This window comes from Candidatus Latescibacter sp. IFSED24 (assembly GCF_058273205.1).
On sequence record NZ_CM177850.1, the window covers coordinates 3,890,173 to 3,904,968 of the forward strand.

A 14,796-nucleotide genomic window follows, 5' to 3' on the forward strand; every position below is an offset into this window, starting at 1 on the left:
CAGCCTACGACCTCGCGTCCCGCGGATCAACCGGTCCGTCCGCACTGGTCAAACCCCGACCCCTCCGCTACGATGGCGCCATGAGCAACGAACCCACCGGCCAGGCGCGCAAGTTCGGCACGTTCCTGGGCGTCTACACGCCCAGCGTGCTGACCATCCTCGGCCTGATCATGTACCTGCGGTTCGGCTGGGTCCTGGGCAACCTGGGCCTGCCGCTCACCGTGCTGGTGGTGCTCACGGCCAGCTCCATCACCTTCATCACGGGTCTGAGCGCGGCGGCGCTGTCGACCAACATCCGCGTCGGCGTGGGCGGCGAGTACTTCATGATCTCGCGCAGCCTCGGCCTGGAGCTGGGCGGGGCCATCGGTATCCCGCTCTTCCTCTGCCGGACCCTGAGCATCACGTTCTACAGCTTCGGCCTGGCGGAATCCATCGTCTACCTGGGGCTGAGCGGCGGCGAGGCCGTGTCGTCGACCACGGTGCAGATCCTCGCCGCGGTGATCGTGATCCTCACCACCGCGATCTCGAGCAAGAGCGCGGCCCTGGCCCTGAAGGTACAGATCCCCATCATGGTGGCGGTGGGGCTCTCGCTGCTCGCCCTGATCGGCGGCGTGCTCGGCGGCGGCTTCCGCTCGCCCGAACTCGCGGCCACCTTCCGCACCGCGCCCGAGGGCTTCTGGTTCGTGTTCGCGGTCTTCTTCCCCGCGGTCACCGGCTTCACCGCGGGCATCGGCATGAGCGGCGACCTGCGCGACCCGCAGCGGTCGATCCCGCGCGGAACCATGCTGGCGGTGATGACCGGCGCCCTGGTCTACCTGCTGATCCCGGTGCTGCTGGCCTGCACCGCGCGCCTGACCCCCGAGCAGCTCGCGGCCGGCGGCGTCAACGTCTGGACCGACGTGGCGGTCCTCGGCGCGTTCCTTGTCTTTCCCGGGCTGTGGGGCGCCATCCTCTCGTCGGCCTTCGGCAGTGCCCTGGGCGGTCCACGGGTGCTGCAGGCGCTGGCCAACGACGGGCTGGCGCCGCGCATCTTCGGCCGGCTCACGCGCTCCGGACAGCCCGCCATCGCCACCTGGGTCTCGGGCGGCATCGCCCTGGCGGCCGTGCTGCTGGGCGGCCTCAACATGGTGGCCCGCTTCGTGACCATCCTGTTCCTGACGCTCTACGTCACCATCAACCTGAGCGCGGCCTTCGAGCGCCTGGCCGGCGACCCTTCTTATCGGCCCCGGATCCGGGTGCCCTGGTACGTGTCGCTGCTCGGATCGCTGGGGGCCGTGGCGGTCATGTTCATGATCAGCCCGGTGGCCTGCCTGCTGGCGGTGCTGCTGGAAGGCGCTCTGTACTTCTACCTGCGCCGCCGGGCCATGCGCAAGCGCTGGGGCGACGTGCGTGCGGGCCTCTGGCTGGCGCTGACGCGCTTCTCGCTCCTGCGCCTGCGCGAGCACGAGGACGACCCGCGCAACTGGCGGCCGCACATCCTGGTCTTCGCCGGCGACACCGCCAAGCGCCTCGGCCTGGTGCGCCTGGCCGCGTGGTTCAACCAGGAGCGCGGCATCCTCACCGTGGCCAACCTGGTGCTCGGCGACGTGGCCAGCCACTCCGACCAGACCGCGGACATCCGTCACATCATGCAGCGCGACCTCGAACGCGAGGGCCTGGTGGCTTTCAGCGAGGTCAACGTGGTGCCCGGCTTCGAGAGCGGCGCCATCGCCGTGGCGCAGGCCAACGGCATCGCGGGACTGCACTCCAACACCATCATGTTCGGCTGGCCGCGCAAGCGCGAGCGGCTGGAGATCATGCTGCGCGTGATCCGGGCGGTGTCGGCGCTGAAGAAGAGCTCGATCATCGCCCGCCTGAACTGGCAGCTCGAGCCCGGCCGGCAGAAGCGGATCGACATCTGGTGGCGCGGCAAGCAGCGCAACGGCGATCTGATGCTGCTCCTGGCCTACCTGCTGACGCTCAATCCCGACTGGAAGGACGCGCGCATCGTCCTGCGCTGCATCGTCTCCAACGACTCCAAGCGCGAGAGCGCGGCCAAGGACGTGGCCGCCATCGTGCACGAGAGCCGCATCCCCGCCGAGACCGAGGTCATCGTCAAGCCGGCCGACCAGACCGTGGTCGAGGTCATGCACCGCACCAGCGGCGACGCGAGCATCGTCTTCCTGGGGCTCATGGCCAGCGAGCCGGGGCAGGAGGCCGCCGACGCGGAGCGGCTCGAGCAGATGGCCAGCGGCTTCAGCACCACCATCTTCGTGCGCAACGCCAGCGAGTTCGCGGGACGGCTGATCTGAACCGGGCGGCGCGACAAGGGCCCGTTGCGGACCGATATCACCACCGCTAGCTTGGGAGAAATCAGTACCGGTCCAGCCCGAAAGGCCGCCATGCGACTCTTCTCCGCCAACGATCGGCACCCTGTCCTCCTGACCTTCCTGATCCTGCTCGCGGCGGTCTCCGCGCGGGCGGAATTCGTGGTCGAGATCATCCCGGCCGACCAGTGGGGCGAGCCCGACGAGGCCATCGGCCTGGCCGGCGGCGTGGTCGAGAACTTCGAGAACCTGGCGCTCGCACCCGGCCTGTTGCTCGAGATCGCCGACGCCGCAGGCCAGTTCACGGGCGAGGGCTCGACCTCGTTGCTGAACACCTTCAACCCCGAGAGCGACGACCCCTACGGCAGCGCCTTCGTCCTGGGCGTCTGGGACGGCAGCCGCTGCCTGATCAACACCGAGAACAACGAGGTCCTCAACTACGGGTCGCAGGACTGGCGGGCGGTGGCGTTCTACGTGCCGCAGGGCACGACCTGGTTCGCGTTCGCGAGCCAGCAGGTGACCGTCAACCACGTGCTCTACGTCAACGGCCAGTCGCTGGGCCAGCTCGAGAGCCTGGGCTTCGACCTCAGCGCCGGCCGCAACGGGGTCCTGGTGGTGCGCAGCTACGACCCGGCCACGCCCATCGTCAGCGTCAGCTTTGGCGGCCGCGGCGACGCGTTCACCATCGACCACGTGGTCTACGCCACGCCCGGGTCGGTGGCGGCGAGGGCCACAACTTGGGCTTCCCTGAAGAGCCTCTTCCGTTAAACTGCAGCTCGCGTATGTCGATAGATCCTTCCGGGTCGTCCCGCGGAACGTCGCATCCGGCGACGCATGCGGGGACCCGTCCCTCATCCTCCTGGAGGCAACAATGCTCGGCAACAGCTCCTGGTCACGCTTGCTGGTCCTGATCGCCCTGGCCGCTGTCCTCGTCGGCTGCGGCGGCGACGACGACGACGACAACCCCACCGATCCCGGCGGCGGCGATCCCGCGACCTACGCCACCGTCTCCTTCGTCTTCGACGACAGCCAGAACCAGGACTACACCGCCGACGACGGCCTGGCCTGGAAGGGCGACTTCAGCCTCGATCCCGCCACCGGGATCATCACCGCCGACGATACCGGCAGCGGCCCGTTCGTGATGCTGCACGACGACGGGGCCGTGGCCGACGGCGGCCACGAGCCGGCCGGCGAGACCGCGGGCGATCACCGCTGGGGCGCGGTGGTCCGGGTCGAGACGCCCGAGGCGGACCTGACCTTCACCTACGGCGTGATCAGCGGCTCGGTCGACGGGAGCGACGGCGACTGGGTGCCGGGCAACGTGATGCAGATGGTGACCGTCGACGCCGGCGAGACCGGCGCGGTGACCGCGCCCGCCCTCGAGGTGGGCGGCTTCCAGCCTCCGGCCGACCACGCGCTGGTGACCTTCGCCATCGACGACACCGCGAACCAGACCTACACCGAGGCCGACGGGCTGGCCTGGAAGGGGTCGTTCAGCTTCGATCCTGCCACGCGGATCCTCACCCAGAACGGCGCCTGGCCCGGCCCGTACCCCATGCTGCACGACGACGGTCCCTGGACCGACGGCGGCCACGAGCCCGCCGACGCCGTGGCCGGCGACCACGTCTGGAGCGTGGCGGTCTGGGTGGACAACAGCGCGGCGGTCACCCTGGAGTACGGCGCGATCCGCGGCTCGGTGGACGGGTCGGACGGGGCGTGGATCTGGGTCGGCCCCAACGGTTCGGTCAACATTCCCCAGGGCGCGGCCGGCCCCATCGCGGCCCCCGGCCTGGTGCTGCCCGAGCTCGGCACGGTGGACCTGCGGCTGACCATCGACCTCTCGGCCGACGGCGCCAACCTCGCCCCGGCGTTCCAGGGCGCGGACTACTCGGACGACGCCACGGTCAAGGGTTCGGCCTGGGGCTGGTCCGAGGTGGCCCTGGTGGACGACGGCACCGCCGGCGACGTGACGGCCGGCGACGGGATCTTCACCTTCCTGCTCTCCGAGCACGCCGGTCCTCACGATGGGCTGCTCGACAGCGGCGACCAGCCGGAGTTCGTCTTCGTGCTCGGCGGCGTGGAGTACAAGGTGGGCGGCGGCTGCGCCACCGAGGGCGTGTCCGCCTACCTGGACGACGGGACGGGCTGGGTCAACACGGACGTCCAGATAGCAGGCAACGGGAATACCTACGTGGCGGTGCCCTGAGCACCGTCGAACGGGCCCGCGCGTCAGTCGCGCGGGCGGCCGACGTAGTCGTAGATCCGTTTCTCGAACTCGGCGTTGACCGGTGTGCTCGGGTCGTATTCCGGACTGTCCGCGATCTTGTCGCGGGTCAGGTCCACCTCGAGCGCACGGTCGTCCCAGGCGACACTCTGGAGCCGGGCGAGCGGCACGAGGACGCGCTTGCCCGGCAGCCAGTTGCGGGTGGCGATCACGGCGTAGCGGACGGACCAGCTGTCGTCGTCGACGATGAAGTCCTCGACGTGGCCGATCTCGCCGTCGGTGGCCTGGACGTCGTAGCCGATGACCTCGTGGGCGGCGTGCAGATGCGGGTGGTCGAGCTCGGGTCCCTCGTCGCCGAGGTCGGGCCGGCTCACGTAGAGCGCCTTGGGGTGGATCCCGGAGGACCAGATCCCGCTGCCGGTCCAGTAATAGGGCCAGCCGTAGTGCTGGTGGTACCAGATCTCGTACTGGCGGGTGACCGGGGCGTGCTCGTCGAGGTCCGGGGCCTCCTTGATCTGCTGCCGGGTCAGGCGCACCGGGAAGCGCTGGTCCTTCCAGTCGGGATCGCCGAGGGCGATGGGGGAGATCAGGACACGGCGACCGGGAAGCCATTTGCGGGTGTCGGCGACCATGTACCGGATCGTCCAGTTCAGGTCGTCGATGAGGAAGTCGTGGCAGCGGCCGACCTCGCCGTCCTCGGCCTTGAGCACGTAACCCCTTAGTTCCTTGAGACTTCTCAGCATGTCCTTACCACCTTTCCGGGCAGCTCCGGGGCGATTCGCCCCGTCGCGGCCACTCTTTAACCATGTGTATAATCATAATAAGAATGATTAGAGTTGCAACTAGTTTGCGTCCTTGCACCGCCGGGCTCAGTGCCGCTCCTGCTCCGCCCGCAATCCGTCCAGGAACCCCGCATCCACCCAGTACATGTCGCCGGCAAGGCAGAAGAAGAGGTACCGGCCGTCGTGCGAGAGCGCGCACTGGCCCACGGGCGGGATGCCGAGGCGGTCGTGGAGCGGAATGGCCGCGCCCCAGCCGCCGTCTGGCCGGCGGAAGCTCGCGTAGATGCCCGCGCCCGGCTCGCGGTAGGTGTCGAAGAGGAGGAGCTGCTCGTCGGGGGAGATCCAGGGATGGGCGTCGGGCGCGGGGGTATTGATGCCCTCGCCTGCCACCGGTTCCGGCTCGCCGTATTCCTTGCCGTCCCAGGAGCGCCGGACGATGACGCCGATGTCGTGGCCCTCGCCGTGCGCGGTGTAGTAGAGCGCGCCCTCGCGGGTGGCGGTGGCGTACATGCCGGGGAAGAGCCTGACGGGCGTGGACCAGCCCGTGGCGGTGCGCTCGGCGCGGTAGAGCACGCGATCCTGGCGCACATCGTCCCGACCGCAGAAGACGATCGAGCGGCCGTCCGGGGTGAGGTTGGCCTCCTCGGCGAGCTGGTCGCCGTCGAAGAAGCGCACCTCCTCGGGGGCGGTCCAGCCGCCGTCGGTCCAGCGGGTGACCAGGGTGCCCACGCCGCCGCGGGAGAAGTAGATCGCGCGACCGTCGGGGGCGAAGCTGAGGTGGTACTCGTGGGCGGTGGTGCTGAGGATGCCCGGGGCGAAGACCCGGGGCGTGTCGCCGGGCGGGTCCTGGCCGAGGTAGGGGCCGGAGCAACCGGTGGACTCGCCGGGTACGAGCCGGTCCTCCACCGCGGCCTGCAGCCGCGCGTTGGCCACCAGCTCGTCGAGGTGGTCGACCATCCAGACCAGGTCGGCGCGTTGGTCTGTGAGGTCGCGGGCGCGGGTGAGCGCCTCGCGGGCCTCCGTGGCCTCGCCGCAGCGCAGGTGGGCGGTGCCCAGCTCGAGCCAGTACCGCGGGTGATCGCCGAACAGCGGCTGCAGCGCCTGCAGCAGCGCCCGCGCCTCGGTGCGCTGGTGGCGCAGGACCAGCCGCGCGGGCAGGGCGATGGCCAGCTCGAACGCGTCGACGGCGTAGGGCTCGGTGGTGTCGGCCAGCGCCGTGGCGAGGCGGGCGAGCGCGGTGTCGAGGCCGGCGGTGGCGAGGGTCTGCTCGAAGAGGTCGGCGGCGGTGGGCGCAGGTGCGGGAGGCTGGGCGAGGACCGCGGCGGCGAGCAGGGCGGTCACCACGAGGGCGCCGGACGCGCAGGAGCGGGGCATGGGTTCACCTCCGGGACGGGCGACGAGGCGGCGCGCGGGATCCCCGGGGCCGGTCGAATGATCTTCTCTCACCCGGGTACCCTCCCCTATGATCGCACCGATCAGCCCACGTTGCCCCCATCGCGAGGACCCATCGATGAATCCCTTCGACCTGCCCCGCGCCCGCATCGAGGAACTCGTCCAGGAGCACGGCACGCCCATCTACGTGGTGAGCCGCCGCCGGATCGTCGACAACTACCGCCGGCTCGACGCCTGCCTGCCCGCGGTCACGCTCTTCTACGCCGTGAAGGCCAACCCGCACCACGGCATTCTCGAGGCGCTGGCCGCCGTGGGGGCGGGCTTCGACGTGGCCTCGCAGGGCGAGATCGAGGCGGCGCTCGCCGCCGGCGCCGACGCGCGCGAGGACCTGATCTTCGCCGACACGGTGAAGGACCCCCGCCACATCGCCCACGCCACCGCCGTCGGCCTGGACGACTTCACCTTCGACAACCGCTCGGAGATCACCCAGATCGCGCGGCACGCCCCGGGCGCCAACGTCCACGTGCGGATCAGGGTCTCCAACGAGGGCAGCGTGGCGCACCTCAGCGAGAAGTTCGGCGCGCCGCCGGCCGACGCGGTCGCCCTGCTGTGCGCGGCCCGCGACCAGGGGCTCACCCCGCGCGGCGTCAGCTTCCACGTGGGCAGCCAGTGCCTCGAGGTCGGGCGCTACCGCGAGGCCCTCGATCTCGTGCGTGGCATCTTCGACGCGGCCCGGGCCGAGGGCCTGGCGCTGGAGATGGTGGACATCGGCGGCGGCTTCCCCGTGCGCTACCTGGACGAGCAGATCGACATCACCGCCATGGGCCGCGCGATCAGCGCGCACTACGAGGCGCTGTTCGACGACTCGGTCCAGCTGGTGGCCGAGCCCGGCCGCGCCGTCGTGGGCGACGCGGCGATCCTGGTGACCAAGGTGATCTCGGAATCGGTGCGCGACGGCCGCAACTGGCTGTACTTCGACGACGGCACCTACGGCAGCTTCCTCGAGGTCCTGCTCTACCGCATGACCTATCCGCTGAAGGGCCTCACCGACGGACCGCCCACGCCGTACGTGCTCGCGGGCCCCACCTGCGACTGCATCGACGTGTTCTCGCGCGACCATCGCGGCGAGATCGCCACGGTCACGTTGCCGGAGATGCACCTCGACGATCTGCTGGTGGCGGGCAGCATGGGGGCCTACACCTTCTCGGAGGCGACGCGGTTCAACGGGTTCGCGCCGCCGGGGTTCGTCTATATCGATTAGGGGGTGGTGGTTGGTGAAGATAATGGCCTTGTAACCCGTGAGTGAAGCGTGCCAAGGAATGCAAGGAGGATTCCACGTTTCGGGGTCGGATCGTGGAGTGGAATCAATAGCAAATCCTAGCGAACTGGCCCTTCGGGGAATGTGGTGAAAAAGAAGTCAGTCTCAAACTGCGAGAGATGCGCAAGCAGACAATCAATGAGATCCGGTCTCTGTCGGAAGGCGGCCCCGAATCTGGTCGACCAGTACTTCGAGACGGATCGGCAGAACTCGTTCTGGGTGGCGGACGACACGGACATCGCCAACGCGTGAGGTGGAAGCAGTAGCGGTCCAGGAAGGAAGCCGCGGCCGATCTCAGCTGGTGGATCGAGGTGTGGTATAATCAGCGATGAGTGCATTCGAGCCTGGGCTACAAGAGCCCGAATGAGTACGGACGAGAAAAGGAAGCTGCTTCAGCCGATGTCGGAAATTTCCGTGCAAGACTGCTACCTTGTACGGGTCGCGTCGGCTACGAGGACAACGATGACCAAGCTAACCCTCGCGAGTTAGAATACGATTCCTTGCCGGACGAAGGGAGAGTCGGGTGAGAACAATATTGTATTGTTGTTGCCCCTAGTATTTGTCTCTCTAGCACCGACGCGCGTTGAAGCTGGGCGCCAAGGCGGCGATACGATCGAGTTGGCTGTGCCAATTGCCAGCCTGCCATATGATGCCTCGGGAACCACCGTCGGCTTCGCGAACGACTACGACGAAAGCTGCCCATATCCCGGGATCTCTCCCGATGTCGTCTACGAATTTGTTCCCGAATATGACCTCTTGCTGACAGTCGATCTTTGGGGCTCCGATTATGATACGAAGGTCTGGATCTGGGATGCCGACTACGATCTCGTGGAGTGCAACGATGACTACTACTGGGAGAACTACGAATCGAAAATTGTCGCCGCGCCCCTTTTGGGCGGTGCAGTCTACTTCATTGTGGTCGACGGTCATACCAATGACCAGGGCAACTATGTCATGCATGTCCAGGAGTATGAAGCGTGCGATATCTCCTGCCCAGGCGATGCTGTATTGGAGGGAGAACCCACCCTGTACGATGGCTATATCGACGCTCTAAACGGCGGTTGTGCCAGTATTGACTTTCTGGGATACGCGCCATTTCAGCCAATCACTAGTCCGGTCTTTTGTGCAGTTTCGGGGTGGTACGACTCGCCAGGGCCCATCGACTGGGATATCGATTGGTTCGAGTTCGTGATGCCACAGGATGGTTACCTTGATATTTCGATCGAGACCGAGATGCTCTTGCGAGTCTACGAGTCGAATCCGCAAGATTGCGACGACATCTGGTACGGGAATCAGATGGATGTCGCCGGTTGTTCTGAGCGGACGATGACCGTTTTTGGAGAGCCGGGAGATCTGGTTTGGATACTGGTTCGGCCAAGTTTCGAGCCACCGTCGTACTTCGAAGGGAACGAATTCGACTACGTTGTGCGCTCCAATCTGGAGCCCCAAGTAGGGGTGGAAGCTCATAGCTGGAGCGACGTCAAATCTATATTTCGGTAGCCGGTGCAGTTTGCTTTCGGCGGTGGTCCTCTATAGCCACCGATTACGCCGGAACACCCACACCATCACCCCCACCACCACCAGGCAGAGCCCCCAGAACAGGAGATACCCGAAGGGCAGGCCCAGCTCGGGCATGTTCCAGGGGTGTCCCTCGCGGTCGAAGTTCATGCCGAAGACGCCGGCCAGGAACGACAGCGGGATGAAGGTGGTGGCGATGACCGTCAGCAGCTTCATCACCTGGTTCATGTGGTTGGACACGCCGGCCACGTGGGCCTCGGCGAGGCCGGCCACCAGGTCGCGCTGGGAGTCGACCGTGTCCACGAGTACGGCGACGTGGTCGAAGCAGTCGCGCAGGTGCTGCTCGGCCACCACGTCGAGGCGGTCCGAGTCATCGCGCACGAGCGCGCTGACGATCTCGCGCAGCGGCCAGACGCGGCGGCGGATGGCGGTCAGGTCGCGCCGCAGGGCGAAGAGGGCGGCCTGGTGGTCGTCGGCGGGCTGGGCGAAGATGGCGTCCTGCAGTTCCTCGATGGCGTCGGCGTAGTGGTCGAGGACCGGGAAGTACTGGTCGATGAGCGAGTCGAGCAGGGCGTAGAGGAGGTAGTCGGCCCCGCGGGTGGAGAGGCGGCTGCGCGGGTTGCGGATGCGCTGGCGGACGGCCTGGAACGAGTCCACCGGGGCGTCGTGGAACGAGACCACGTAGCCGTCGCCAAGAAAGAGACTGAGCTGGCCGGTCTGCAGGCACGCGTCCGCGTCGAGCCAGAACTGGTGGGCGAGGACGAAGAGCTGGTCGGGCAGGGTCTCCACCTTGTCGCGCTGCGGGGCGTTGACCACGTCGGCCAGGGCCATCTCGGGGATGTCCAGGCGGCGGGCGAGGTCGCGCAGGCGGGTCTCGTCGCCGAAGCCCTGGACGTCGATCCAGAGCGTCCTGTCGGGGTGGGGGGACAGGTCGGTGCCCGTGAGCGGACCTTCCAGGTCGGTTTCGTCGACGGTGTCCGGGCCGTAGCGGCAGACGCGGATCCTCGGCGGCGGCGAACCGGGGGGGATGGCCATCTCGCCGGCCACCGCTCCGGGCCGGGTACGCTTGCGGGAGTGTTGCACGGTCGGCGCCTCCTCGGTGGATCGGGTTCCGGTGCGTCGAGCCTACGGCGAGGCCGGCGGGATTGCACGCGCGAAGCTGGCCGGGGGTCGATCGTGGTCACGCATCATCACCGCTCTGTACAGGAGCGCCAAGATCCTGTGAAATGAATCCGCCCCTCCCGTCGTCTTGCCAAGTGAACAGGGAGGCCTCCCGCTCATGGAACGACCAGACGAGTTCCTGGCAACCGTCAGCCGCCAAGGCGATCGCGACGCCTACGCCGAACTGGTGCACCGCCACCTGAAGCGTGTCTTCGCCATCTGCCTGGGCGTGCTGGGCGACCCGGCCGAGGCCGAGGACGCGACGCAGGAGGTCTTCGTGCGCGGATTCGAGCAGATCGGGAAACTGCGCGACGGCGGTCGCTTCGCGAGCTGGATCGGCCAGATCGCGCGCAACCGCTGTCGGGACCTGCTGCGCCGGCGGGCGCGACGCTCCGAATGCTCGCTGACCCACGACATCGCCGACCAGGCCCCCGCCCCCACGGACGAGTTCCCCGAGCTGCGGCTCGCCCTGTCGCGCCTGCCGGAGGAGCACCGCCTGCCGCTCTTGCTCTATTACTACGACGGCAAGAGCGTCAAGACGCTGGCGCGCGAGATGGGACTCACCGAGGGGGGCGCCTGCACCCGGCTCTTCCGGGCGCGCCAGCGCCTGCGGAGCCTGCTCGAGGAGGAGGCGAGTCCTCATGAGTGAGCGTTGCGACCACGTCCGGGACCTCCTGATGGCCGAGACCCTGCAGGCGTTGACCGCCGCCGAGCAGGAGACCCTCGCGCGTCATCTCGAGGACTGCGCCGACTGCCGTGAACTCCGTCTGGCCCTGCAAGAGGACGACCGCCGTCTGTCCGCCTTCGTGGAGGCGACCGACCCGGTCCTGGCCAGAGTGGAGGACCAGATCATGAAGACCATCGACCGCGAGATCCCGTCCGCGCCCGCGCGCGACCGTTCCCGACGACGCCTCTTCACCCCCGCCCGCCTGCGCTGGGCCGTGGCCGCCGCGCTGGCCGTGTGCATCTTCTTCGGCGTGAATCTCCTCGACCGCGACGGCACCGGCGGCCTGGTCTGGGCCGACGTCCTGGCCCGCGTGGTGGAGGCCCAGGACTTCGTCTGCCGGCGCATCGAGAAGCGCAGCGGGGAGCCGGCCCAGGAGATCGTCGAGTACCGCTCGGCGCAGTACGGGCTGCGCCAGGACATCTACCAGAACGGCAAGCTGCAGGCCGTCCAGTACATCGTGCCGGCCGAGAACATGGGCTACGCCCTCATCCACCGCGACCGCACCTACATGCAGCAGCGCTACAGCGACGAGCAGATGGCCGAGCTGCGCCGTCAGACCAACGCCCGCGAGATGGTGGCGAGCTTCCGCGAGAACGAGTACCGCAAGCTCGGCCGCCGGCGCATCGACGGCAAGCTGGCCGAGGGAATCGAGATCACCGACCTCGCGGAGTGGTCGGCGGTCTTCGAGAAGAGCCGCTGCCGGCTGTGGGTCGACGTGGAGACCGAGTGGCCGATCCTGCTCGAGCTGGAGGTGGAGGGGCATGGCGGCGCCTTCCACAAGACGTACACGCTCGAGGACTTCCAGTGGAACGCCCGGTTCACGCCCCGCGACTTCGCCTTCGAGATCCCCGACGGCTACAAGCTCATCGCCGACCTCGGCGAGGTGGAGGCCACCGAGGAGAAGGCCGTCGACGGTCTCCGTGCCTACGCCGGGCTGCTCGCCGGCCACTACCCCAGCGCGCTCTCCTTCACCACCGCCGTCGCCGAGGCCGAGCGCCGGCTCGACGACCAGCACGACCGCTACGACGCGGCGGCCGGCCGGGACGTCGCGGCGCTGTTCGAGATCCGCAGCACCTGCAACTTCTACCGCGACCTGCAGGCCGCCGACCGGGACCCGGCCTACCACGGCGACACGGTCACGGCCCGCGACTTCGACCGCGTGCTGCTGCGCTGGCGCCTGGACGACGGCCGCTACCGGGTGGTCTACGGCGATCTGCGCGCGGAGACGGTGAGCGCCAAGCGGTTGGCCGAGCTGGAAGAAGATTGACCGGTCGGGCAGATTCCTCCGGGGACCCCGGGGGCCAAGATCGCCCATCCTGCCTAGCTTGACGGGATGACGAGACGCTGGTCCCCCGAACTCCGGAGGTGTCTGCATGCAGTACCTGCAGAACGCTCTTGACCTCGATGCCCTGCTGAACCAGATGGTGGTCTTTGCCCCGCGCCTGATCGTCGCCCTCGTCATCATGGTGGCGTTCTGGGTGCTGTACCGGCTCAGCCGGCGACCCCTGCGGCTGGCCATGACCCACAGCGGCATGCACGCCAAGCTGGTCGGCCTGCTGATCGACGGCATCTACCGCTACACCATCTTCGCCTTCGGCCTGGTCCTGTCGCTCTCGCAGCTCGGCGTGAACGTTGGGGCGGCGGTGGCGGGACTCGGCGTGGCCGGCATCGCCGTGGGCCTGGCCGCACAGGACTCGCTGTCCAACACCATCGCCGGGTTCACCATCTTCTGGGACAAGCCCTTCGTGGTGGGCGACTGGATCACCGTGGCCGGCGAGTACGGCATGGTCCAGGACATCACCCTGCGCTCCACCAGGATCCGCACGCCGCGCAACTCCTACGTGGTGATCCCCAACAAGCGCATCATCGACGAGGTGCTGGAGAACGACAGCAAGCACGGCGAGGTGCGTATCGACGTGCCCATCGGCATCGCCTACAAGGAGGACACCGTCGCCGCTCGGGAGGCGCTGCTGAAGGCTGTCGATGGTCTCGAGGACGTCATGTCGGATCCCGGTCCCCAGGTGGTGGTCCAGGCCTGCGCCGATTCCAGCGTGAACCTGCAGGTGCGCGTCTGGGTCTCGGATGCCGGCGCCCGGCAAGGGGTCCAGTTCGCGGTGCTGGAGACCTGCAAGCACGCCCTGGATGACGCCGGGATCCAGATCCCCTATCCCCATCTCCAGGTCTTCTGGGACGACGTGGAGACCCGCGTGGTCGAGAAGCTGAAGCCGTTGGGACGAAGCGAGCCGGCGGCCTGACGTGACCCGGTCGCGGGTCCGTCCGTCCGCGGTCTTCCCGAAAGGAGCGACACCATGGATTCCCTCCTCACCCTGGGCGAGGATGCGCTGCGGGCGCTGATCGTCCTCGCCGCCGGCGTCGCTGTCGGCCTCGTGGTCCACGCGGTCCTCTTCGCCGTACTGGCCCGCATCGCGCGCCGCACGCCGACCTTGGTCGACGACGCGCTGGTGCGCCACCTCCGCGGACCGGCGCGGCTCGTGATCCTCTTGATCGTGCTGAAGATCGCCGTGCCCCTGATGCGCCTGGTCGGCACGGTCCAGGACTCCGTGGCCCAGCTCACCAGCATCCTGCTCATCGTGGCGATCACCTGGCTCGCGGTGGCGCTCACGCGCGCGGGCCGCGACGTGCTCGGCGCCCACTTCGACCTCACGGCCGCCGACAACCTCGAGGCCCGCAAGATCCACACGCAGTACGACGTCCTCAGCAAAGTGGTCATCGCCGTGGCCGTGATGCTGGGCCTGGCCAGCGTGCTGATGACCTTCGACCAGGTCCGCCAGCTCGGCGCCGGCATCCTCGCCTCGGCCGGGATCGTGGGCATCATCGTGGGCTTCGCCGCGCAGAAGTCGCTGGCCACGCTCTTCGCCGGCATCCAGATCGCGCTGACCCAGCCCATCCGGCTGGACGACGTGGTGATCGTGGAGGGCGAGTGGGGCCGGATCGAGGAGATCACCCTCACCTATGTCGTGGTCCGCATCTGGGACCAGCGCCGCCTCGTGGTGCCCATCACCTACTTCCTCGAGCAACCGTTCCAGAACTGGACCCGCGTCACGGCCGAGCTGCTGGGAACGGTCTACCTGCACGTGGACGCCACGGTGCCCGTGGACGCGCTGCGCGACGAGCTGCAGCGCGTGGTGGCGGACGACGAGCGCTGGGACGGCCGCGTGGCGCAAGTGGTGATGACCGACGTCACCCAGAGCACGGTGCAGGTGCGCGCGCTGGTGAGCGCCGCGGATTCGGGGAAGGCCTGGGACCTGCGTTGCCACGTGCGCGAGAAGCTGGTGGCGTTCGTGCGGGATCAGTATCCGGCGGCGCTGCCGCGGCTGCGGGCGGAGCTCTCGCCGCTGCCGCAGTGA

12 protein-coding genes are annotated in these 14,796 nt (G+C 68.2%); 9 read left to right on the top strand and 3 right to left on the bottom strand.

Features of this window, described 5'->3' with window-relative positions; all coding sequences use genetic code 11:
* The first annotated feature begins 80 nt into the window (after positions 1-80).
* The 3 genes from IFSED24_RS15710 to IFSED24_RS15720 all read left to right on the top strand — a co-directional run bounded on the left by IFSED24_RS15710 (position 81) and on the right by IFSED24_RS15720 (position 4,512).
* Complete coding sequence (locus IFSED24_RS15710) at positions 81-2,291, top strand: APC family permease (RefSeq protein WP_491332425.1); 2,211 nt, start codon at positions 81-83, stop codon at positions 2,289-2,291.
* A 90-nt stretch (positions 2,292-2,381) separates the two neighbouring features.
* Positions 2,382-3,074, top strand: coding sequence for a hypothetical protein (locus IFSED24_RS15715; RefSeq protein ID WP_491332426.1), 693 nt, complete (start codon positions 2,382-2,384; stop codon positions 3,072-3,074).
* Positions 3,075-3,177: 103 nt separating this feature from the next.
* Positions 3,178-4,512, top strand: coding sequence for a choice-of-anchor X domain-containing protein (locus IFSED24_RS15720; RefSeq protein WP_491332427.1), 1,335 nt, complete (start codon positions 3,178-3,180; stop codon positions 4,510-4,512).
* A 23-nt stretch (positions 4,513-4,535) separates the two neighbouring features.
* Here the strand turns inward: IFSED24_RS15720 and IFSED24_RS15725 are convergent, their stop codons facing one another.
* Both IFSED24_RS15725 and IFSED24_RS15730 read right to left on the bottom strand, forming a co-directional pair.
* A complete protein-coding gene (locus IFSED24_RS15725) occupies positions 4,536-5,273 on the bottom strand; it encodes a PRC-barrel domain-containing protein (protein WP_491332428.1) in 738 nt (245 codons plus the stop codon).
* Between the two features lie 126 nt (positions 5,274-5,399).
* Entirely contained in the window at positions 5,400-6,686 is a 1,287-nt protein-coding gene (locus IFSED24_RS15730) for a hypothetical protein (RefSeq protein ID WP_491332429.1), read from the bottom strand.
* A gap of 136 nt (positions 6,687-6,822) precedes the next feature.
* Between IFSED24_RS15730 and IFSED24_RS15735 the strand changes: the two genes are divergently transcribed.
* On the top strand, positions 6,823-7,965 hold the full coding sequence (locus tag IFSED24_RS15735) for a type III PLP-dependent enzyme (RefSeq protein WP_491332430.1): 1,143 nt from the start codon (positions 6,823-6,825) through the stop codon (positions 7,963-7,965).
* A 600-nt stretch (positions 7,966-8,565) separates the two neighbouring features.
* The gene (locus IFSED24_RS15740) at positions 8,566-9,522 is read left to right on the top strand and encodes a hypothetical protein (protein WP_491332431.1); all 957 of its coding nucleotides are present in this window, start codon (positions 8,566-8,568) and stop codon (positions 9,520-9,522) included.
* Positions 9,523-9,552: 30 nt separating this feature from the next.
* On the opposite strand, the gene corA is transcribed toward IFSED24_RS15740, so the two are convergent.
* Positions 9,553-10,623, bottom strand: coding sequence for a magnesium/cobalt transporter CorA (corA, locus tag IFSED24_RS15745; RefSeq protein WP_491332432.1), 1,071 nt, complete (start codon positions 10,621-10,623; stop codon positions 9,553-9,555).
* 196 nt (positions 10,624-10,819) lie between these two features.
* Between corA and IFSED24_RS15750 the strand changes: the two genes are divergently transcribed.
* From IFSED24_RS15750 to IFSED24_RS15765, 4 genes are all read left to right on the top strand, one after another.
* Positions 10,820-11,350: an RNA polymerase sigma factor gene (locus IFSED24_RS15750; RefSeq protein WP_491332433.1), complete on the top strand. Its 531-nt coding sequence runs from the start codon at positions 10,820-10,822 to the stop codon at positions 11,348-11,350.
* A complete protein-coding gene (locus IFSED24_RS15755; protein WP_491332434.1) occupies positions 11,343-12,695 on the top strand; it encodes a hypothetical protein in 1,353 nt (450 codons plus the stop codon). Before IFSED24_RS15750 ends, IFSED24_RS15755 begins: the two co-directional genes overlap by 8 nt.
* A 106-nt stretch (positions 12,696-12,801) precedes the next feature.
* Positions 12,802-13,683 carry a mechanosensitive ion channel family protein gene (locus IFSED24_RS15760; RefSeq protein ID WP_491332435.1) on the top strand — a complete coding sequence of 294 codons (882 nt, stop codon included), beginning with the start codon at positions 12,802-12,804 and terminating at the stop codon, positions 13,681-13,683.
* Positions 13,684-13,737: 54 nt separating this feature from the next.
* A complete protein-coding gene (locus IFSED24_RS15765) occupies positions 13,738-14,796 on the top strand; it encodes a mechanosensitive ion channel family protein (RefSeq protein ID WP_491332436.1) in 1,059 nt (352 codons plus the stop codon).

Excerpts from the sequence above, each read along its gene's own strand:
- IFSED24_RS15710 (WP_491332425.1), top strand. The coding sequence starts at position 81 with ATGAGCAACGAACCCACCGGCCAGGCGCGCAAGTTCGGCACGTTCCTG.
- IFSED24_RS15715 (WP_491332426.1), top strand. The coding sequence starts at position 2,382 with ATGCGACTCTTCTCCGCCAACGATCGGCACCCTGTCCTCCTGACCTTC.
- IFSED24_RS15720 (WP_491332427.1), top strand. The coding sequence starts at position 3,178 with ATGCTCGGCAACAGCTCCTGGTCACGCTTGCTGGTCCTGATCGCCCTG.
- IFSED24_RS15725 (WP_491332428.1), bottom strand. The coding sequence starts at position 5,273 with ATGCTGAGAAGTCTCAAGGAACTAAGGGGTTACGTGCTCAAGGCCGAG.
- IFSED24_RS15730 (WP_491332429.1), bottom strand. The coding sequence starts at position 6,686 with ATGCCCCGCTCCTGCGCGTCCGGCGCCCTCGTGGTGACCGCCCTGCTC.
- IFSED24_RS15735 (WP_491332430.1), top strand. The coding sequence starts at position 6,823 with ATGAATCCCTTCGACCTGCCCCGCGCCCGCATCGAGGAACTCGTCCAG.
- IFSED24_RS15750 (WP_491332433.1), top strand. The coding sequence starts at position 10,820 with ATGGAACGACCAGACGAGTTCCTGGCAACCGTCAGCCGCCAAGGCGAT.
- IFSED24_RS15755 (WP_491332434.1), top strand. The coding sequence starts at position 11,343 with ATGAGTGAGCGTTGCGACCACGTCCGGGACCTCCTGATGGCCGAGACC.
- IFSED24_RS15760 (WP_491332435.1), top strand. The coding sequence starts at position 12,802 with ATGCAGTACCTGCAGAACGCTCTTGACCTCGATGCCCTGCTGAACCAG.
- IFSED24_RS15765 (WP_491332436.1), top strand. The coding sequence starts at position 13,738 with ATGGATTCCCTCCTCACCCTGGGCGAGGATGCGCTGCGGGCGCTGATC.